We start from the raw sequence: 21,572 nt of genomic DNA, 5'->3' as shown, positions 1-21,572 counted from the left end.
AGATTTTAATCCGGAGTATGTAATAGAAGGCCTATAGCATATTTCGGATTTAACAGTAATTGCATCATTGTTTTAGACTGGCTGAAACTATAATATGGGAGCGCACCATCATCACCACCATCAATCAGGGAAAAATCTGAAAATCGCATTTTTTTTAAATTTGGGATTTACCCTTTTGGAAATTGTAGGTGGCTTGTATGTAAATAGTATTGCAATCATTTCAGATGCAGTACATGACTTGGGAGATAGCCTTGCCTTAGGGTCTGCTTGGTATTTGGATAAAAAGTCTGAACAAAAATCAGACGCAAAATTTTCATTTGGCTACTCTAGATTTTCTCTATTAGGCGCGCTTATCAATAGTCTCGTGTTGATTGGTGGCTCTGTGTATGTGATAAGTGAGGCTGTCGGTCGCTTGCTAAACCCGGAGCAATCAGATGCTGCAGGAATGTTTTATTTTGCCATATTAGGTATACTTGTCAATGGTTATGCTGCATGGAAAATGAGTGGAGGAAAAACCCTAAATGAGAAAGTGGTTTCTTGGCATTTACTTGAAGATGTTTTAGGGTGGGTAGCAGTTATGATTGTAGCGATTGTTTTGTACTTCAAGGATATACCCTATTTAGATCCTGCTCTTTCTCTTTTTATAACGGCATATATTCTATGGGGAGTGATGGGGAGATTGAAGGAGACTTTGTATGTGTTTCTCCAAGGGGTTCCCAAAGAAATTGATTTGGTGAAAATTGAAAAAGAATTACTTTCAATAGATCATGTACAATCCTTACATCACACCCATATTTGGTCTTTAGAGGGCGAACATCATGTTTTCTCTACTCATTTGAAACTGGAGAGAATTGACTCGTTTGATCATATATTGAATGTGAAAAATGAAGCTAAGACCCTTTTGAAAAAATACCATTTTAAACATTTTACTATTGAGACTGAATTGGATACTGAGAATTGTACTTTGGTTTCAGAGGATAGTTAGTCCGTTTTTTTGAGGGCTTTTAAGCCTGTCAGTAGGCGGAATTTGAAATTGAACGCATAAGGCTTTATAATACCCATTAAATGTCAGCTAGTAATATTGAAAGGCTTCATTTTCATTGCATCAGTTAAATGAAAATTAAGTGATAGAATTTTTTATGTTTTATTTTTAGGCCTATACGACAATCTCAATGGGGCCATTAGGTTAAATAGACACTTTCGCGTGGGTAAAGAAATGAAATGCGTGGAAAAGAGACAGATATCTATTATATTTTTTATATTGAATAACATTATCAGGAGTTGGTCTCTAGGGCCTCGTAGGTAAGCAGCATCAATTAAGGTCACCTATAGTATCTTAATACTAGACAACTTTTGATGATATTCCATTTTAAACCTATAAAAACCAAGCCATGAAAGACTTAAAAAAGGAAGACCTTGACCAAGAAGTTTTTGACCTATATGACGATTATGCACACAGTAGGATCGAGCGAAGAGATTTTGTAAATAAGCTATCCAAATTTGCGGTTGGGGGCCTAACAGTGTCTGCCATCATGGGTTTTTTGACGCCAAATTATGCCAAAACAAGTCGGTTTTCTGCTGTGGATCCTCGACTAGTGGAAGAAACGATTACCTACGATTCACCAAAAGGTGCAGGAAAAATGAAAGCCCTTTTGGTACGTCCAAAAGAAGCAAAAGGTAAATTGCCGGGGATAGTGGTGGTGCACGAAAACAGAGGGCTCAATCCCTATGTCGAGGATACAGCCCGACAGGCTGCCTTGGATGGTTTTATTGCATTGGCTCCCGATGCCTTGTCACCTATGGGAGGATACCCCGGTACGGACGACGAGGGTAGAACAATGCAGGGGAAAAGGGACAGAGAAGAAATGTTACAGGATTTTATTGCGGGGTTTGAAACCTTGAAAGCCCATGAACATTGCACAGGTAAAGTAGGGGTAGTAGGATTTTGCTTTGGAGGATGGGTTTCCAATATGATGGCAGTGAGAGTACCTGACCTTTCTGCCGCTGTGCCATTTTATGGAGGCCAACCCTCAGCTGAAGAAACTGCAAAAATTCAAGCTCCTTTAATGTTACATTTTGCGGAATTGGATAAAAGAGTAAATGCAGGATGGCCGGATTATGAGGAAGCATTAAAGGCGAATAATAAAACGTATACTGCTTATATGTATCCAGAGGTGAACCATGGTTTTCACAACCATTCTACCCCACGATATGATGAGGCTGCAGCAAAACTTGCTTGGGGAAGAACCATTGATTTTTTTAAGGAAAAATTGAGTTGAAAATCTATTCCTTTGAGCCAATTCCCTAGTGAGACTTCTCACAGAGAAGGTTCATTTTGAGTCTTAGTGAAATTAATTCTGTATCGGGTGTACTGGCCTGATCCATTTAAATTTATACAAATGAAGGTTGTTTTTTTTGGATTTCTTTTCTTCTGGGCCATGTCCGGTTTTTCTCAAGTGACTACTATCATACGAAACCCTGAAATTCAAGAAATGACAGCGCAGGTTTCTTCTGATAGTTTAGCTTATTATTTGGAAGGATTGGTTGCATATGGTACCCGTCACTCCTTAAGTGAAGAGACTGAGAATAGAGGGATTGAAGCAGCCAGAAAATACGTTTTGGCAAAGTTCAAGTCATTTGAAAGTCAATCCAGAGGCAGGCTTAGCTCAAGCATCGATTATTTCCCTGTTTATACCGATGGAAAGCGGGTAAACAGGGAAGTGAAGATGGGGAATGTAATGGCAACGCTAAAAGGAAGCAACCCGAATGATGACAGGGTTTTTGTAGTGAGTGGGCATATTGACAGCAGGGTTTCAGATATCATGAATCAAGAGAGTGATGCACCCGGTGCTAATGATGATGGATCCGGCGTGGTGGCTTTAATAGAGATGGTAAGGATTATGTCAGCGCGGAGTTTTCCTGCCACCATAGTTTTTGTGGCTGTATCCGGAGAAGAACAAGGTTTGATAGGTGCTAGTCATTTGGCCAAAAAAGCCAAAGAGGAACATTGGAATTTAGTAGCAATGATCAACAATGACATGATTGGAAATAGCCAATCAAGCGGTACTGGAATTAGGGACAATTTAAAGTTAAGGGTCTTTAGTGAAGGAGTGCCCCTTTATGAAACGGAGGATATGGCTGCCTTTAGACAGCGGACCAATGCAGAGAATGACAGTAAGTCAAGGCAACTTGCCAGGTATATCAAAGAGGTGGCAGAACGCTATGTTGCTCATTTGGAAATAAAATTGATTTATAGAAATGATCGTTTTTTAAGAGGAGGAGACCATACTCCATTTTCCAGAGAAGGGTTTACCGCAGTACGGCTTTGCGAGATGAATGAAAATTATACCCAGCAGCATCAGGACCTAAGGGTAGCTGATGGCATAGCCTATGGGGACAAAGTGGAGCATATTGATTTTGAATACTTGCGAAAAAATACGGCTGCCAACCTAGCGGTTTTGGCCAACCTGGCAGGAGCGCCATCTGTACCTCAAAATGTGGGGATACGCATTAGCGAGCTCACAAACAGCACTCAATTGGTTTGGGAAGAACCAAAAAATGGGCAGGTTGCAGGTTACTATGTTTTACTTCGGGAAACCAGTTCCTCAATGTGGGAAAAGAAATTCTTTATCAAAGAAAAATCCATTGATTTGCTTTACTCAAAAGACAATTATTTCTTTGCTGTTCAAGCCGTAGGGGAAAATGGTCAAGAAAGTCTTGCTGTATTTCCTAAGCCTGTAAGGGATTAGCAAGGTGAAGTGCATAGTGGATGGATTATTAGTTTAATATGCGAAATTTAGCAAATGAGCTGCCGAAAAGGTTTTAAATACCTTATTGAAGTAATCACAGTATTCAGCAAACATCCCCGGATTATTGCAGTCCATACCGGATGATATCGCAAATGCAACTACCTCTGCCGGAATAGGTATGGTGGCAATTGACATAAAAGTCTTTTCTTCCGTCATCAGTAGGGTCATGTATACATAAAGTCCGTATTGAAGTCCATCCTGCCCCATAAGGTATTCGTTACCTAAGGATAATATCCACGCTATTTTCCTTCCTCCATCAAATTCATTCCAAAGAGAGTATTCAGTATCAATGGTGAAACCACTAACACCAAAGCGCATGGCAAAGTTTTGATTGATTATTTCACCAACAGCTACCAAAAGGTCTTCAAAGTTGGTCTGTGAAAAATCATTTTGCACACCATAAAAGTAAAGCTGCATGTCATTATTATCCGGATTAATGGCTTGAAATGCTTCTTCGGAAGGGTTGTACATAAGTGAGATCCCTTCGGGTACAGCAATGACTACTCCGGTATTGATGTCTTCATAAATATCAAAACGCATGGCGTCGTAATCCAATTGAATATTCATATCAAGCTCAAATTCATCTGAAAGCATGAGTAGGTTTTCAGGGTCATCAGAGGACTCAATCATATCGGTTAGGGATCTGTTCTTTGTAGGGTGAAATTCAAAACCAATGGCTTTGATAGGGGCGATATTTGTCCTTGCGGAACTTGATCCGGACAAAATCATTTTATTCGAATCAAATGATGTTGGGTTAGTACTTGGGGACTCAATAATGGCTGCAGCGGAAAAAAGTTGGCTTAAGTTTTCAAAACCACTGGGAAGGGAATTAGTTGATGAGTTTTCCAGTTCGGTTAGATATCCTGCGGGAATAATCCAGCTTACATTGCTGGCGCCTTTTTCAAGTCCGCCATCTCCTATACCAATGAGCTTGCTCTGCTGGTCAAATACCGGTGCCCCAGAAAATCCGGGTAAGAGGCTTCCCTCAAGGTAAAGGATATTGAGGTCAAGGGCCGGGAATCCGATTTTAGCCAAAGCTTCTTTGTCCTTTTTAGGTATCAGATGGCTGAGCGTTTCAGGGTTTACAAATCCTTTTTTCATTTGTCTAGAAGAACTTCCAGTCGCGCCCCCATTGTACCCAATCGCAAACACATCAGTTCCAAATTTCACCTTTGAAGTATTAAATTGGCTAATGGGGACCACTGTTGAAGGGGGAGGGGCTTGTCCTTCAATCAATTCCAAAAGAACCAAATCGGCTTTTTGAAGCACTTTTTTTATCCTTGCCTTTCGCCAAGCTTGCCCTTGATACAATATTCTTATTTCACCGTTTCGGCTCATGCCATGAAGGGAGGTAACCACTTGATTCGGTGTTTTCCATACAAAACCTGTTAAGGCATTGGAAGTATTGTTTTTTACCGGGACGATCACTTTAACCAAGGCATTTTTCACTTTATCCGGATCAAATTGTCTGGCAGAAATTTTATAGGAGAGTAACAATGACAGGACGAGGCACCAAATTATCTTATTCATGGTTGAAAATTTTAATCAGCGAATGAAGAATCATTTCCACTTCATCTGGTGTAAATTGATTTTTTAATCCATTTATCACCTCTGGCCAAGGGGCTTTGGATTTTTCAAAAGCAAGGATCATTTCTTTTAGACTGCTTTTTTGATTGAGTTGTGTGATTTCCTGGCCCACTATTATGCTGGAAGTAGCATTTAGGTTATCTCCACAGAAACTGTCTCTCAATATCAATAATGTTTCGATACTCAGCGGTTCAGCTAGGTCATTTTTAAAATTGATCGCCAATTCTTCCCATATTCCGCCGGCTGAGAGAAAAGTATTGTGGATTTCTTCCGGAGGGGTTTCGGAATTGGCATACACCAAAAAATCACAAGCTTCAATTTTAAACTCAGTGGTGTAGAGAACATTGGCCTCTCTTTTGGCGATGGTGGAGTCTGCCTGGATGAAACCTGTTACAAATTGCCTCGCCTCTTCCTCGGTATAGCCAATTTCAGTATAAGCAGTCATTTTATCAGCTAAGCTAGGGGCAAATGGATTGTTTGCTCGGATATAAAGCCCTAATAGAATTCCAACAACTGAAAATAAGCCAAAAGAACCTATTCTCAGACTTTTGATCGGATCCAAGAATTTTTCATTTAATCCCACCAAAATAGCCAATAAAGAAGAAATGGTTCCTATTACGCCGCTCACTACTGGGGAGACAGATAATCCCAAAAGCAAACCTAAAAATGCGCCAATCCCTAATCCATTGAAAATAGCAGCAAAAGCCTGAAACTTTCCAGGCTTATGGTTCCCTTGTCCATCAGGGATCAAATCTTTTAATGGTTTATCAGAAGAATTGCTTGTGGAGGGGTTCTGCTCTTCCATTACCTGAAGGGTTTGGTTATTGTAATGAAATGGTAGAAAATGTGGTTGTGCTTACTCTAATTTAACAAAAAAATCGGGATAGATAGATAATTAAGGATTTATTTCGTTTCGGGTCCATGTCTAGAATGTTCATTTTGTGGATGACTAGCTGATTTGTTTTCAGAAAAAACACTAAGGGGCCTAAATAACCAAAAATCCTTAGCATGTATAGTTAGGTACGATTACTGCTCTGATATTATATCAACAAATGTGAAGATAAATATTAGATAAAATTTTTCGTTGAGAAAGTATATTTTGATGATGTGTATTCAATAAATAATTAAAATAGAGAGCTATGAAATACTATATGTTAACTTATTTGTTATCTGAAGGCTATATGGAAAACAGGGGTGAGTTTAGAGAAGATCACTTGGCACTAGCAGATGAGTTTTATAAAAAAGGGGTGTTGTTAATGGGGGGAGCACTTTCAAGACCTGCAGATAAAGCTGTTTTGATTTTCCGATCTGAAGGAGAAAATGATGCTAGAGATTTTATAAAAGCGGATCCATACGTTACAAATGGACTTGTGGAAAGCTGGGAGCTGAGGGAGTGGAAAGTAGTTGTTGGAGTTGTTTGATCGATTATAGGGTCTCTGTTATAATTTTGCTTCCCATAAGGCTTCCCGTTTGTTCGAGGTTTAAGCTTGCTTTTTTTTAATTAATTTTTTATATTCATCATATATTAATTTTTTAATGGGGTTATTTTATAGTTTAAATATGGTTTGTTTTAAATATACTTTTATTGATAATAAAATATTTTGTAGCATTCTAATTTTATTTTAAGATGAGATATTCAATCGTTTTTGCATTTTTATTGATCTGTGAAAGTGTTATTGGTCAATCCACAGATAATAAAATTCAATCAAAAGGAAATATAGGTATAGGCACCCTCAATCCGGAAGATAAATTAGAAGTGGTTGGACGAACAGTGTTGCGTGGAGATCTATATATAATGGGAGACGAATTTGTGCAGTTTGTACAAGGAAAGGATAGTGATAAAAGAGGTGTATCCATTGGTGTTAATGATTTTGGACTTAAGACAAGGTATAGAAGGTGGAGTGGTGGTTCTAGGGCATATAATCAGATTTGGTATGATCAGGGCGGTAGTGATTTCTTTTTTGGAGGGTCGACACTTCCAATTTTTTCTATCTCAAATAAAGGTGTAGGTGTAGGGACAAAAGAGATCTCCCATAATCTCACCATAAATGGTTCAGGTAAATTTTTGGGAGGGGAGTCGAGTTACACCGAAATCAATTCAAACAATAGTGGTGCTTACATGCGTCAATACGGTAAAGGAGGAGCAAATTTGAGTTGGATCATTCGAGGTTATTCTAGCAATAATTTGCAAGCGGAATTTAATATGGGCGGAGTTTTAGTTAAAGGAAAGGTTCAGGCTGAAGAAGTGAATATTTCCTTAGATGGATGGGCGGATTATGTTTTTAAGGAGGGCTATCACTTAAGGAGCTTAGGGGAACTAAAATCGTTCATTAAGGAAAATGGACATTTGCCAGGAATACCAAAAACTGCAGAAGTGATAAAGGATGGGGTCAATTTAGGTGAAATGAACGCCAAATTATTAGAAAAAATAGAGGAGCTAACCCTTTATATCATTTATCAGGAAGAGCAGATTCAAGAGCTTCGAAAATTACAAGATGAAGTGAAAAAATTGAAAGAAGCAATGATTACCGATTAGGCTATCTTTTTAAGTTCCAATTTGTTACTCAAGATACCCTTACAAGAATAATTGGCATGACCGGGCGTACTTATTTTCGAGTATTTGATTAATAATTTTTTCATTAATTATTAAATAAGGAAATTGAACATAGCCTTTTTCATTATGGGTAATGCCAAGCCTTTTTTCCAAAGTGGAGGTTATTTATAATTTATTTTTTTAGATTAGTACATTGGAGTCCTACGCAATAAAAAATGATAATTCGGATGAGGATGTAGGGATTAGATTAGGGTATGTTCCATTTTACTGAATAAACGTTTTATCATTGTGTCAATTTAAGTTGTTTTGGACGGACAATGACAGCTTTGTATCTAAAAAATAAGTCATAATTATGTATTTAAAATCTATGTTTTTAATAGTATTGAGCCTATTGGTTCAATTTTCCTATGCCAACCCTGAAAACGATAAGATCAAGGTGTTAATCGTGGATGGGCAAAACAATCATTCAGCTTGGCCTAAGACAAGTTTGATGATGAAAAGTCAGTTGGAGGAAACCGGTCTTTTCGAAGTGACCATTGAGCGAACCAAATTTACCTGGAATGGTGCTGAAAACAGTTCTTATTTAACTAAAGCCGAGGCTGGTAAAACGGAAGATTTAAAGGAGCCAAAAGCAGATCCTGAATTTAGCCCAGACTTTATGTCTTATGATGTGGTGGTTTCCAATTTTGGTTGGAATGCAGCTCCATGGCCTGCTAAAACCATGAAGAAATTTGAGCAGTTTGTCCATTCAGGTGGAGGTTTTGTTAGTGTGCATGCTGCAGACAATTCATTTCCGGAATGGGAGGCATACAATGAAATGATAGGCATAGGAGGCTGGGGAGGTCGAAATGAGAAGGATGGGCCATATGTATATTATGATTCCGAAGGGAAATTGGTCAGGGACAATAGTTCGGGCACTGCCGGAGCACACGGAGCCAAAAATAATTTCACCATACATTTGACAGATGAAAGTCATCCAATTACAGCAGGTATGCCTAAAAGTTGGATTTCAGCTAAAGACGAGTGTTATGCCAGGCTGAGAGGCCCTGCCAAGAACATGACAATTTTAGCAACAGGTGAAGACCTCACCAATAAAAATAGAGATGGTCGATATGAACCGGTCTTTATGGTGATAGATTATGGAAAAGGAAAAGTGTTCCATACCACGCTTGGTCATGACCAAGGGTCTCTAGAAGGTGTAGGGTTTATTACCTCATTTACAAGGGGCGTGGAATGGGCTGCTACGGGGAAAGTTACCATTCCTATTCCAAATGATTTCCCAACAAAAGAGGCCTCCAAATCTAGGTCTTTTACCTTTTGAGAAAAGCTTTACTTTCAAATTGATAGCACTAATAAGTACCATTGTATCAATCAGTGTTTATTAATGAATTGGAAGAACAAATACTGAGTGATTATAATCAAGAATATAGCAATTAACCATTAAATTATTTCCTCTTTGCCTATTAATAGGCATTTACTAAATCTAATAATTGATGAAAAAAATTAAACCCTGCCTTTTTTTACTGAGCATATTTCTCCTCAGCTGTGGAACAAACGAGGTCCAACAGGAAAGCCAAGAAAAAAAACCAAACATATTATTTGTTTTTGCTGATGACATGACTTTTGAGGTCTTAGATCAGTTGGAACAAAATGAAATATATACACCAAACCTCGATAAGTTAATGACCGAGGGCACATCATTTAGAAAAGCCTATAATATGGGTAGTTGGTCCGGTGCAGTATGTACAGCATCTAGGAGCATGATGATTTCCGGAAGGAGCGTATGGAATGCATTTAATATTAAAGAGGAGTGGAAGAAAGGAGATAAAACAGATTTTACTTTGCCCAAGTTGCTTGAGAACTCCGGTTATGAAACCTATATGACAGGTAAATGGCATGTTGATGTTCCTGCAACAGATATATTTAATCATGCTGTTAACATTCGACCGGGAATGCCTAGGGATGCCTGGTCAGGAAATAATATGGGTGCGAAGTTTGATTCCATTAGTAAAATTGGAGTTGATCCACAAACCATCATGCCGATAGGCTACAATAGGCCACTCAGTGAAAATGAGGACAATTGGTCGCCTTCGGATCCGGCTTTTGGTGGTTTCTGGGAAGGAGGGACTCACTGGAGCGAAGTGGTAAGGAATGATGCCTATGCGTTTTTAGACAGTGCCTCTAATTCGAATAATCCATTTTTTATGTATTTGGCTTTTAATGCTGTCCATGATCCAAGACAATCCCCAGGAAGCTTTTTAGACCTTTATTCTGTGGATGATATAAAAATTCCTAAAAACTTCATGCCTGAATATCCCTATAAAGATGAGATAGGAAATGGACCTGCATTAAGGGATGAAGCATTGGCACCTTATCCCCGCACGCCTTATTCCGTTAAAAAGCATCTTCAAGAATATTATGCCATTATTTCACATATGGATCATCAGATAGGAGAAATATTTAATGAACTGGAAAGGAAAGGCCTTCGAGAAAATACCTATATAATTTTCACAGCTGATCATGGTCTAGCTATGGGGAGCCATGGCTTAATGGGGAAACAAACCATGTTTGACCATAGCATGGCTGCACCCTTTATCATTTCTGGACCCAACCTACCAAAAGGACAAAGGTTAGAACAAGACATCTATATTCAAGATGCTATGGCCACGATATTAGATATTGCGGGGGTAGAAAAACCGGATTATGTAGAGTTTAATAGTCTTTTGGGTCTTATTCATGGGAATGAGGAGCGGATTTATGAAGACATTTATGGGGCTTATTTGAAAAATCAACGGATGATAAAAAAAGATGGTTATAAGCTTACTGTCTATCCGAAGGCAAAAAAATTACTTTTATTTGATATGGAAAAAGACCCTTTTGAAATGAATGATTTAGCAGATCAACCAGAATATCAAGATAGAATTAAAACGCTATTTGCAGCACTTCAGCAAAAACAAATTCAATTAAATGATGCATTGGTTTTAAATGCAGCGGATTATGACATTTAATATTTCAGACACTTCTACTTTTAAGCAATTCGCCTCTTTTAATTCATTATGGTTGGTAATGTTATTGTTTTCATGCGGAACAGAAAACAAGAACGATAGCCAATCTCCAGAGAGGCCCAGGCCCAATATTATATACATTATGGCTGATGATCATACCAGTCAGGCATTCGGTGTGTATGGTAGTAGACTGGCAGGCTTAAACCCCACCCCTACTTTGGATAGCTTGGCCAAATCGGGTATGATATTTGTGAATTGTTTTGTCAATAATTCTATTTGTGTACCCAGTAGGGCTGCCGTCTTAACAGGTCAACGTGCCCAAACAAATGGTGTGATTGACCTAGAGGGTAGTCTAGCTCCTGAAAAACAATATTTGCCTTTGGAGTTAAAAAAACTTGGCTATCAAACAGCCATTATAGGGAAGTGGCACCTCAAAGAAGAACCGGCATCATTTGACTATTATAAAGTTCTTGAACAGCAAGGGACTTATTTTGATCCAACTTTTAGGGTGCAAGGGGAGAAGCCTTGGCCTTCAAATGAAGTTCAATATGAAGGACATTCTTCCGATGTTATCACTGACCAAGTAATAGATTGGTTTGAAAAAGAGAAAGAAGAGGATAAGCCATTCTTCCTCATGTACCATTTTAAAGCGCCTCATGATGATTTTGAAAATGCTCCAAGGTATGAGGATTATTTGGAAGAGGTTTTTATTCCTGAACCGGAAAGTTTATATGACAATGCAAACAATGGTTCGGTGGCGACAAGGGGTGAAGGAGATCGTTTGACCAGATACATAGGCTCTTCTGTTTCACATAGGAATTTGATAAGAAATCAGGCCATGAATATTTGGCAGGGGCCTAATCATAAAAACTATAGAAATGCAGCGGATATTTTACCCGGTGAATTGGTAAAATGGGAAATGGATGAGGACGAGAAGGCTTATGCTTCAAGTGTTTACCAAAGCTATTTGAAGAAATACCTTCGCTGTGTCAAGGGAATAGATGACAATATGAAGCGCTTTTTAGCCTATTTAAAAGAAAATGGATTGATAGAAAATACGATTATTGTTTACACCAGTGATCAAGGTTTTATGCTTGGGGAGCATGATTATATAGACAAGCGCTGGATGTATGAAGAATCCTTAAGAATGCCATTTTTCATTAGTTACCCTGACAAAATTCAAGCAAATACCAGGACAGATGCAATAATTAACAATACGGATTTTGCTCCAACGCTAATAGCAATGGCAGGAGGTGAAAAGCCTGAATATATGCAAGGGAATAGTTTCAGGGAAATACTGGAAACCAATGAAGAACCTGAAGATTGGCAAAAATCAACTTATTACAGGTATTGGATGCATTTGGCTCATCGGCACGGAAACCCTGCACATTTTGGGGTGAGGACCAAACGCTATAAATTGATTTTTTATTATGGGAAATATTGGGTAGATACAGAAGATCCCAATGCGGATTGGAATAAAGCTAGCTGGGGGAATGATTTTACTACCCATACCCCGGTAGCCTGGGAGTTTTATGATTTAGAAAAAGACCCTAAAGAAATGAATAATCTTTATGGTGATCCTGCTTACTCCGACACCATAGCTGAATTGAAAAAAGAGTTGAAAAAATTAAGGAAGGAATTAAACGAGACTGATAAAGATTACCCCCATATCCAAAAGGTAATCGACGCGCATTGGAATGATTAGCTTTATGGATAGCTGATTATCCAAATAAGAATAGTGAACGGTTAAATATAAAAAGAGGAAAGAAGATGAAGGCCATAGGATTTAGAAGATCGCTCCCAGTTACTGAAGAAGAAAGTTTTATTGCGTTTGACACTGACAAACCCAGTCCGTCGGGATTTGATATACTAGTAGAAGTTGCGGCAGTAGCTGTGAATCCGGTAGACTTTAAAGTCAGACAAAATGCGGCAAAAAGTATAATTCTAGACAGTCCAAAGATCATAGGTTATGATGGACTGGGAACCGTTGTGGAGGTAGGTGATAAGGTAAGCCATTTTGAAGTTGGGGATGAGGTATATTACGCGGGTGATATCAGCAGGAGTGGGAGTAATGCAAGGTATCAATTAATGGATGAGCGAATTGTAGGGAAAAAGCCTAAGACCTTGTCAGCAGCTGAGGCGGTGGCTTTACCATTGACCGGGCTTACTGCCTGGGAGTCTATATTTGACCGTATGAAGGTGGATCCTAAGACAGACAAAGGAAAGTCCATACTAATCCTTGCCGGTGCCGGAGGTGTAGGCTCAATTGCCATACAAATTGCAAAACAAGTAGCAGGGCTTACAGTGATCGCCACAGCTTCTCGTGATGAAACTGAACGTTGGTGCAAGTCCATGGGAGCTGACCATGTGGTAAATCACCATGAGCTAAAAACCAGTTTAGAGCAAATTGACTTCAAGGAAGTAGATTATGTACTCGACTGTGTGGATATCAATGGATATTGGGAAACGCTTGTAGATATCGTCAAACCGCAAGGGCATATTGTTACCATTACAGGCAGTGAAAAACCACTAAATTTGATGTTGCTGAAAGAAAAAAGTGTGACCTTCTCTTGGGAATATATGTTTACTCGTTCCCTGTTTATCACTTCAGATATTTTAAAGCAACAGCGAATCCTTAATGAATTGGCCGATTTAATTGATCGGGGAGTGTTAAAAACCACACTAAATACTATTTTCAATGGTTTTAGTGTGGATAATTTTAAAAAGGCGCACAAGCTTCAAGAATCAGGAAAAACTATAGGTAAAACTGTTATAGTATTTTAAGGGTGGGTTTATACTTGTTACATTTTGTGTAATTTGTGGAGACTTAAATTTGCATTATACTATAGGCATGGCTTCACTTAAAACCCAACTGGCTAAAGCCGGGATTAATAATTTTTTCTTTTTATTGCTGGGCACCATTTTATTGGCTTACCTATTTCCCGACTGGGGAATAGCTAGGGGAGATCTAAGCATAGATAAGTTAACCTATTATGGGGTATCTCTTATTTTCTTCTTTTATGGTGTGAAAATTAGTCCTTCTACCTTAAGATCGGGTTTGTCTAATTGGAAGTTACATCTGCTAATTCAAGGAACAACTTTTCTGGTTTTCCCTTTATTGATATTATTGTTTTATGGCCTTTTTGGCATTGAGGGTAATTTGTTTTGGCTAGGAGCCTTTTATTTGGCGGCTTTACCTTCCACTGTTTCCTCCTCCGTTGTAATGGTGTCGATTGCAGGAGGGAATCTTCCAGCTGCAATATTTAATGCCAGTATATCCAGTATTGTAGGCATATTAATTACTCCCTTATGGATGGGGGTTTTCCTTAGTGCCGAAAATGCCGATTTTGAAATTTTCAATACTGTTTGGGCACTGGTACAGCAAATTTTTATTCCTGTGGTGATAGGTTTTTTGCTTCATAAATGGCTTTTTTCTTGGGTGCAGACCTACAGTAAAATACTTAAAAACTTTGATCAACTGGTAATCCTATTGATTGTGTTTTCTGCTTTTTCTCATTCATTTGGGGGCAATATGTTTGAAGGCCAAAATATTTTAGGCTTAGGACTTTGGATGTTGCTCTTGTTTGTTTTTATGGCTTTGGGAATGTATCTGTTGGGGCGGTCGCTTTCATTCAATAGGGCTGATAAGATTACTGTCTTATTTTGCGGGTCTAAAAAATCTTTGGTGCAAGGAGCAGTCATGGGTAAGATTTTATTTCCTGATCCCACCATTTTTGGGGTGGTGTTGCTGCCGTTGATGTTGTACCATACCTTACAACTTATTCTAGGCAGTGCTTTGGCAGAAAGGCTGGCCCTTCAGCAAAACAAAGAGCAAGTTTAAGCGAAAAGAGCTATCAATAGAATTTTAATGTAAAACCTATATGCAGGTGCCACTCACCTGATATTAGCAATTAATTATTCACCAAGGCCCGAAATAGCTTAAGGGAATGATTACCGCAAGTCGAGATAAAACCTTTTTAACCTTAGGTAAATGATTGATCTCCTGAAGCTTCAGCGGTTAATCTTTCTGCAATTTCTTTACCTAAGTATCGATCGATTAATCCATGTCCTGCATACAGCACAGGAGTAAGCACTACGGCCACAGTAAATTTATAAACGTAATTGATTATTCCTACGGCTATGATCTGTTGTAGAGACCAATTTCCGAACACATAAAATGCGATACCAAGCACTACAAAAGAGTCAATAAACTGCGAAACTAAGGTAGAGCCGGTAGCCCTAAGCCAAATCATTTTTGCACCGGTTATGCGTCTTAATTTCTGAAAAATATAGACATCCAGTAACTGGCCAATTAAAAAGGCAACAAGTGAACCTATGATAATCCCTAAGCCTTGCCTAAAAATGGTGTTAAAGGCGTAGTCAATATTAAAAGGATTTCCTTGATTGTCCACTTGATTTACCTCTAGCCAGAAAGTTGCCGGAGGAAGTTTGGTGACAAGGGAGATAACTATAAAAACATAGGCTATAAGTGCAGCAGTGATAAAGCTGATTTTACGAACTCCTTTTTTTCCGAAGTATTCATTGATAATATCAGTGGTGATAAAAACCACCGGCCAAATTACCGCTCCCGCGGTCAGGTTAAAATCCAATATGTATGCATCAAAAAAGGTCCAATTGGCGGGAGTTAAGCCTAAAGTTTGCTCCCCTGAAAAAATTTTAACCCCAATAATTTCTGCTAAAATGGCATTGGTGAGAAAGACCCCTCCTAGAATTATAAATAAATTCGTTTTTTTGGATTGATAAACTTTCTCGTTGATGTTCATATTTATTTGATAGAATAAGAATTACCTTCTTCACTTAAAGAACTTCTCTCAAATATTTCTTTGGCTTCTTTTAGTAGCGGATCTAATTTGGAATACCTGCTCGAATAATGACCCAATAGCAATTGCTTTACCTTTGCTTCCTTGGCAATAAAAGCGGCTTCTTTGGCTGTACTATGCTTGGTGATTTTTGCTCGTTTTTTCTCATCCTCCATAAAAGTAGACTCATGATAGAGTAAATCTGATCCTTTGATGTGAGGAACTAAGTCTAAATTAAAAGCAGTATCGGAACAATAACTGTACTTTCTTGGTGGAGATACCTCACAGAAATCATCAGCTTTATACAGTACATTGCCTGCTTTGTCAAGAACATCTTTTCCGGTTTGCAGGGTGTGTATGGCTGTTACCTCAGGCTTATAATTGGCCATCATCTCTTTATTCAGGTGTACTCTTTCTTTCTTTTCTTCAAAACTAAATCCTGTGCAAGGTATTCTATGCTCCAAAGGATAAGAGTAAATTGTCAGGTCTCTGATTTCCACTAATTTTATTTTCCCCTGTGGAACAGTAGGGTGGAAAATTAATGGAAAGTTTAGCGTGCTGGCGGAGTACTTTAGCTGAATGGTGATAATTTCATCAAGTCCTTTAGGACCATATAAGTGTAAAGGGACCTTTCTGTTGTTGAGGCTATAAGTGTTGATCAATCCCATCAATCCCAAATAATGGTCGCCATGAAGATGGGATATAAAGATATGGTTGATTTTGGAGTATTTAATTTTAAACCTTCTGAGTTGTAGCTGTGTTGATTCTCCACAATCAATCAAAAATGATTCACCATCCCAGGAAATCAATTGAGATGTTTGGTTGCGTCCATGTGCAGGAATGGCTGAATTGGAACCTAGAATGGTGATATTAAAATCCAAAAGCGTATAGGGTTATTCTTCTTCTTCGTCTTTCTCGCTACCACTTTCTATTTCATGAATGAAAATAGCTTCTGCAGCTGCTTCATTGTCATCCACTACTTTAAAAACTTTATCAAGCATAGAAATTTTCAATAATTTAATTACATGCTCTTGGAGGGAGGACAATACAAAAACTCCACCTACTTCATTGAAAGCTCTATTTCCAACCAATAATGCACTTAACCCACTAGAGTCTGCATATTTCACACTTTCCATATCCAAAATTAAGTTTTTGTACCCTTCAGCATGAACGGTAAGCAATTCAGATTTTAATTGTGGAGAAAGTGTGCTGTCAAGCTTTTCTTCCAATAAGGTGAAAACAACAAATTGTTCTTTTTTATCTACAGCGTATTTCATTATTCTTTATGTATTTACCTATTTTGAACATGAGTGAAAGAAAAATGTTCCATTCATGTGTTTTTTTTAGATACGGATTTAAAATTAATTCAAAAACTGATGGGGCCAAAGGGATCCATTCAATTAAATATTTGCCAATATAGCTTCTTTTATTCTTTTTGAGGTGTCATTACTTGTCCCCGGCTGAAATTTCTTGCCGGTGATATGTTCATATAATTCAATGTACCTATTGGAAATGGACTCAATTAGATCAGGGGTCATTTCAGGAATTTCCTGACCTTCCTTGCCCTGAAAGCCATTTTCAATCAGCCATTGCCTTACAAATTCCTTTGACAATTGTTTTTGTTCCAACCCTTCTTGCTGACGTTTTTCATAGCCTTCCAGATAAAAGTACCTTGAAGAGTCAGGTGTATGTATTTCATCTATAAGGAGAATTTGATCTCCAAATTTACCAAATTCATATTTGGTGTCCACTAGGATCAAGCCTTTGCTTCGGGCCATATCACTTCCCGACTGAAACAAGTCTCTTGTATACTGTTCCAATTGCAAATAATCTTTTTCACTAACGATGCCTTCACGCAGGATGTTTTCTCTTGAAATATCCTCGTCATGACCTTGATCAGCTTTGGTAGTTGGGGTAATGATAGGGGTGGGCAGTTGATCGTTTTCTTTTAACCCGTCAGGAAGGGCTACACCGCAAATACTGCGTTTTCCTACTCTATACTCTCTCCATGCATGACCTGCCAAGTATCCCCTAATCACCATTTCAACTTTAAATGGAACACATTTTTTACCTATGGTGACATTGGGGTCAGGGGTAGAAGTGACCCAGTTGGGAACAATTTTTGCCGTAGATGCTAGAAAATAAGAGGCAATTTGGTTAAGAACTTGCCCTTTATAGGGTATAGGCTTGGGTAAAACTACATCAAAGGCGGATATCCTATCAGTAGCAACCACCGCGATTACTTGATCAAATATATAGACATCCCTTACTTTGCCTTTATAAAAGCCTAGCTGTCCCGGGAATTCGAATTGTGTATTTTTTATACCTTGGTTCATTGTGCCTTTGATTTTAAACACAAAAATAGAAAATAATCTGATGCTTGTTCTAAATTTTCAATGTTCCTGAAAATCTCTGTAATAAATTCTAAATGACTGCCTAAATTAACTCAGTAAATTTGAAGCAAAAGGTTTACCTGTTATCTTCCATGCCTTCCTTATAATTTTTTTCTTTGGTGATGTTGCCGGACTCGTCCTTCCAGATGAATTTCCCATGCCTAAAGCCACGCTTGTAATTGCCTTCAATAGCAATTTGACCGCTTGCATGGTAGTTGACAAAATCCCCATGCTTGATACCGTTTTGATAATTTATTTCTGTGGACTTGATGCCATTGGTGAAATAGGTGATAAAGGGTCCATGTAAACTTCCATTTCGGTAATTTTTTTCATGGGTTAATTGACTTGTAGAATCGAATTCGGATTGAATTCCATCTAACACCCCATTCCTAAAGGATTGCTTCTCATGAATGGCCCCATTTTCAAAATAAGTAATATGAGGTCCATGTGGTTTTCCTTTTTCAAATAAGGTCTTGCTTTTTAGTTTTCCTGATGGAAAATAACCAATAATCTCCCCCTCAATTCGCCCCTCATGGTAAGAAGCCATCTGAGATACCATGCCATTTGGATAGTAAGATTTTGCATTGCCGTGTGGTTGGTTGTTTTTATAGGGGGTGGTTTTTAGCGTATCTTGACTGATTGGATGTAAATCATAAAATATTCCTGAGAGATTACCATTTTCATACTGTCCTACTTGGATTAGATGGCCTTGCGGGTCATACAGCATATAGGGACCATTGGGCACCCCTTCTATAGTTTCAAACTTTTCCTTAAGGATGGTTTGTCCGGCATCATAATAGGTATTGTGAATTTGGGCGTACGATTTACCGGCGAAACAAGTAATTTGGAGCAGGAAGTAAAAAGTAAGTAGTTTCATTTATCTCCAATTTTCTTTTGTGTGTCTACCGAATATTTATTGCCCTTGTTTTTTCTATCACCATTGCAGAAGCCCCCCCGCCGCCGTTGCAAATCCCTGCTACACCTATATTACCGTCCTCTTGGTGCAAAATAGACAATAAAGTAGTGATGATTCGGCTTCCTGAACAGCCCAATGGGTGCCCCAGTGCCACAGCTCCTCCATAAACATTCAGTTTGTTTTCAGGGATTTGGAGCAATTGCCGGTTGGCCAATGCGACAGCAGAAAAAGCTTCGTTGATTTCAAAAAAGTCAATGTCTTTTAATTGGAGTCCAGCGATTTTCAAAGCTTTAGGGATGGCCAAAGAAGGAGCTGTGGTAAACCACAAGGGCTCTCTTGCTGCATCGGCAAAAGCTAGGATTTTACCAACAATAGGTAGGTTTAAGGCTAAGGCTGTTTTCTTTTCGACTAGTAATACGGCAGCAGCACCATCGCTTATATTTGAGGCATTGGCAGCGGTAACTGTTCCCTCAGGCGAAAAAACCGGTTTTAATTGAGGGATCTTCTCATAATTCACCTTACTAAAATCTTCGTCCTCAGTTATGGTATTAATGCTATTCCCCTTACTTGCTAATGTAATGGGGCTTACCTCATTTTTGAACAAGCCTTTTTCCCAAGCCCGGGCTGCCAATTGATAGCTTTTAATAGCATAATCATCCTGAGCTTCACGGCTTAATTCCATTTTTTTGGCAGTGTTTTCAGCACAATTCCCCATTGGAAAGTTGTGATAAACTTCCTGTAAACCGTCTTTCTGCAGGCCGTCCACCAAGCTGCCATCTCCATATTTATATCCAAAACGAGCCTTGGGTAGGTAATAAGGGACATTGCTCATGCTCTCCATTCCTCCGGCAACTACTATCTTTGCTTGTCCGCACATAATGGCCTGAGCACCCAGCATTATCGCCTTCATGCCTGAAGCACAAACTTTATTGATAGTGGTGCATGGGATTGAAGTAGGTAGTCCGGCTTTTATTGCTGCTTGTCTTGCCGGAGCTTGCCCTAGGTTTGCAGAAAGCACATTTCCCATCAATACCTCATCTATCGCTTCGAAATTTTGTAAACCACTCTTCTCCAAGACTGATTTGATCGCAATACCGCCCAACTCACTAGCTGAAAGTGAAGATAGCTTCCCTCCAAATCCACCGATGGGAGTTCTAGTAGCTGCAACGATATATACCTCTTTCATTTTGGTTAAGTGGTTTTAATAATCAGGAAGGCCTCTTTTAGGTTGTTGAGTAGGTTTCTTTTTGTTTTGTTGTATATACCGGAGTTCATTGCTGTTCATGGCGTCCAGAATCTGAGCTGCTTGCTCAGGGGTAATATTCATTTGCTCCAGTCTTTGCTTTAGTTCTTCCATGGCTTTTTCTCGCTCACTTAGGTCACTTTCCATATCACTTTGCTCGTCAGAATTTTCATTTTCTTCCGTTTGTTCTCCGCGCTGTTCTTCCATCTCATCCGACTCATCAGCACCATCTTCCTCGGTTTGTTCTTCGCCTTCTCCACTTTCCTGATCCTGACTTTCTTGGTCTTGTTGCTCTTGCTGATCTTGTTCTTGCTGTTCCTGTTGCTCTTGGTTTTGCTCGTCTTGATTTTCTTGATCTTGTTTCTCCTGATCCTCTTGATCATTTTTGAGCTTTTCCCAAAGCGCATTTAGCTTGGCATCCTCCGGGTATTTTTCAAGTCCCTCAGCCAGTAATTGACTGGTACCTTGGATGTCATCATTTACATATTGTTTCGCTGCTTTATTAAAGTAATCATCTTGAGATTGAGCCTTTCCGATGAAAGGAATCAATGCGATTACAAAAAGGGCGATTAGTTGATATTTATTGATTGATTTCATTGATATCCTTTAAGTGATCCATAAACTTTTGGTAGGAAGCTACTGTTTCGTCAATCTCCAAGGCACTTTCCATCGTTTTCATAGCCTCTTCAAACTCAAATCGATCTACCAGCTCATCAGCCTGTGCCTTCATCCTTTTTGCATAATTGGATGGTTCGGGTTTGTCTTCCTGCTCTTGATTTTCTTCGTTTTCCTGGTTCTCTTCATTTCCGTCCAACCATCTACTCAACAGCTCATAATTATAACGTGCTTTTTCATTTCCGGGGTCGTTTAGTAAAGCTTTTTTGAAGAGTGCCAAGGCCTCCTTGTATTTTTTTTCATTTCCAAGCATTACCCCTTGCTGATTAGAAGCAAAAGATGAGATTTTACCAATAGTATTATTGGACAACTCCTCATACGTTTTCTTTGCATCTTCTTCCTGTCCATTGTTTTGGTAACTTAAAGCCAGGTTGAATTTAATTTCCGGTTGCTTCATCCCATGCTCATCAATTAAAGCAAGGTGCTGTCTCACTGAATTTTCATAGTCTGCCTCTTTAAACGAAGTTGCCGCCGTGGTGATCGCCTCATTGGTAATCGCTATGTTTTTCCAGTCACTCGGCAGTAAAAGTAAAATCCATAGTATATATCTGGAAACCATTGTATTGATTT

The 21,572-nt window shown here is 38.8% G+C and carries 20 protein-coding genes; 10 read left to right on the top strand and 10 right to left on the bottom strand.

Going from position 1 to position 21,572, the window contains the following annotated elements:
• Positions 1-94: 94 nt before the first annotated feature.
• The 3 genes from Q4534_RS12710 (at position 95) to Q4534_RS12700 (ending at position 3,749) form a co-directional block, all read left to right on the top strand.
• On the top strand, positions 95-985 hold the full coding sequence (locus tag Q4534_RS12710; RefSeq protein WP_303613555.1) for a cation diffusion facilitator family transporter: 891 nt from the start codon (positions 95-97) through the stop codon (positions 983-985).
• 406 nt (positions 986-1,391) lie between these two features.
• Positions 1,392-2,279 (top strand): dienelactone hydrolase family protein, encoded by an 888-nt coding sequence (locus Q4534_RS12705; RefSeq protein WP_303613554.1) that lies wholly within the window; start codon positions 1,392-1,394, stop codon positions 2,277-2,279.
• A 120-nt stretch (positions 2,280-2,399) separates the two neighbouring features.
• The gene (locus Q4534_RS12700) at positions 2,400-3,749 is read left to right on the top strand and encodes a M28 family metallopeptidase (RefSeq protein WP_303613553.1); all 1,350 of its coding nucleotides are present in this window, start codon (positions 2,400-2,402) and stop codon (positions 3,747-3,749) included.
• A gap of 33 nt (positions 3,750-3,782) precedes the next feature.
• Here the strand turns inward: Q4534_RS12700 and Q4534_RS12695 are convergent, their stop codons facing one another.
• Complete coding sequence (locus tag Q4534_RS12695; RefSeq protein ID WP_303613552.1) at positions 3,783-5,339, bottom strand: serine protease; 1,557 nt, start codon at positions 5,337-5,339, stop codon at positions 3,783-3,785.
• Positions 5,332-6,201, bottom strand: coding sequence for a hypothetical protein (locus Q4534_RS12690; protein ID WP_303613551.1), 870 nt, complete (start codon positions 6,199-6,201; stop codon positions 5,332-5,334). The genes Q4534_RS12695 and Q4534_RS12690 overlap by 8 nt, the downstream gene beginning before the upstream one ends.
• Before the next feature lie 334 nt (positions 6,202-6,535).
• On the opposite strand from Q4534_RS12690, the gene Q4534_RS12685 reads away from it, so the two are divergent.
• From Q4534_RS12685 to Q4534_RS12655, 7 genes are all read left to right on the top strand, one after another.
• Positions 6,536-6,817: a YciI-like protein gene (locus Q4534_RS12685; RefSeq protein ID WP_303613550.1), complete on the top strand. Its 282-nt coding sequence runs from the start codon at positions 6,536-6,538 to the stop codon at positions 6,815-6,817.
• Between the two features lie 206 nt (positions 6,818-7,023).
• Positions 7,024-7,932, top strand: coding sequence for a hypothetical protein (locus Q4534_RS12680; protein WP_303613549.1), 909 nt, complete (start codon positions 7,024-7,026; stop codon positions 7,930-7,932).
• 385 nt (positions 7,933-8,317) lie between these two features.
• Positions 8,318-9,271 (top strand): ThuA domain-containing protein, encoded by a 954-nt coding sequence (locus tag Q4534_RS12675; protein WP_303613548.1) that lies wholly within the window; start codon positions 8,318-8,320, stop codon positions 9,269-9,271.
• A 172-nt stretch (positions 9,272-9,443) separates the two neighbouring features.
• Complete coding sequence (locus tag Q4534_RS12670) at positions 9,444-10,958, top strand: sulfatase-like hydrolase/transferase (RefSeq protein ID WP_303613547.1); 1,515 nt, start codon at positions 9,444-9,446, stop codon at positions 10,956-10,958.
• Positions 10,948-12,660 (top strand): sulfatase, encoded by a 1,713-nt coding sequence (locus Q4534_RS12665; RefSeq protein WP_303613546.1) that lies wholly within the window; start codon positions 10,948-10,950, stop codon positions 12,658-12,660. Before Q4534_RS12670 ends, Q4534_RS12665 begins: the two co-directional genes overlap by 11 nt.
• Before the next feature lie 65 nt (positions 12,661-12,725).
• On the top strand, positions 12,726-13,739 hold the full coding sequence (locus tag Q4534_RS12660) for a zinc-binding alcohol dehydrogenase family protein (RefSeq protein WP_303613545.1): 1,014 nt from the start codon (positions 12,726-12,728) through the stop codon (positions 13,737-13,739).
• A 67-nt stretch (positions 13,740-13,806) separates the two neighbouring features.
• Positions 13,807-14,796 carry a bile acid:sodium symporter family protein gene (locus tag Q4534_RS12655; protein WP_303613544.1) on the top strand — a complete coding sequence of 330 codons (990 nt, stop codon included), beginning with the start codon at positions 13,807-13,809 and terminating at the stop codon, positions 14,794-14,796.
• 142 nt (positions 14,797-14,938) lie between these two features.
• Here Q4534_RS12655 and Q4534_RS12650 read toward each other — a convergent pair whose 3' ends face one another.
• The 8 genes from Q4534_RS12650 to Q4534_RS12615 form a co-directional block, all read right to left on the bottom strand.
• On the bottom strand, positions 14,939-15,739 hold the full coding sequence (locus Q4534_RS12650; protein WP_303613543.1) for a queuosine precursor transporter: 801 nt from the start codon (positions 15,737-15,739) through the stop codon (positions 14,939-14,941).
• A gap of 2 nt (positions 15,740-15,741) precedes the next feature.
• Positions 15,742-16,656 (bottom strand): ribonuclease Z, encoded by a 915-nt coding sequence (locus tag Q4534_RS12645; RefSeq protein WP_303613542.1) that lies wholly within the window; start codon positions 16,654-16,656, stop codon positions 15,742-15,744.
• A gap of 12 nt (positions 16,657-16,668) precedes the next feature.
• Positions 16,669-17,052: an STAS domain-containing protein gene (locus Q4534_RS12640; RefSeq protein ID WP_303613541.1), complete on the bottom strand. Its 384-nt coding sequence runs from the start codon at positions 17,050-17,052 to the stop codon at positions 16,669-16,671.
• 123 nt (positions 17,053-17,175) lie between these two features.
• A complete protein-coding gene (locus tag Q4534_RS12635) occupies positions 17,176-18,111 on the bottom strand; it encodes a phosphoribosylaminoimidazolesuccinocarboxamide synthase (RefSeq protein WP_303613540.1) in 936 nt (311 codons plus the stop codon).
• Between the two features lie 133 nt (positions 18,112-18,244).
• Positions 18,245-19,045: a toxin-antitoxin system YwqK family antitoxin gene (locus Q4534_RS12630; protein WP_303613539.1), complete on the bottom strand. Its 801-nt coding sequence runs from the start codon at positions 19,043-19,045 to the stop codon at positions 18,245-18,247.
• 25 nt (positions 19,046-19,070) lie between these two features.
• Positions 19,071-20,270 carry an acetyl-CoA C-acyltransferase gene (locus Q4534_RS12625; protein ID WP_303613538.1) on the bottom strand — a complete coding sequence of 400 codons (1,200 nt, stop codon included), beginning with the start codon at positions 20,268-20,270 and terminating at the stop codon, positions 19,071-19,073.
• Between the two features lie 15 nt (positions 20,271-20,285).
• Positions 20,286-20,924, bottom strand: coding sequence for a hypothetical protein (locus tag Q4534_RS12620; protein WP_303613537.1), 639 nt, complete (start codon positions 20,922-20,924; stop codon positions 20,286-20,288).
• Complete coding sequence (locus Q4534_RS12615) at positions 20,908-21,561, bottom strand: hypothetical protein (RefSeq protein ID WP_303613536.1); 654 nt, start codon at positions 21,559-21,561, stop codon at positions 20,908-20,910. The genes Q4534_RS12620 and Q4534_RS12615 overlap by 17 nt, the downstream gene beginning before the upstream one ends.
• Positions 21,562-21,572 lie beyond the last annotated feature (11 nt).

This window comes from Cyclobacterium sp. 1_MG-2023 (genome assembly GCF_030546805.1).
In the GTDB taxonomy this organism is placed as follows: Bacteria; Bacteroidota; Bacteroidia; order Cytophagales; family Cyclobacteriaceae; genus Cyclobacterium.
This window is presented reverse-complemented; position numbering and strand designations above follow the sequence as displayed.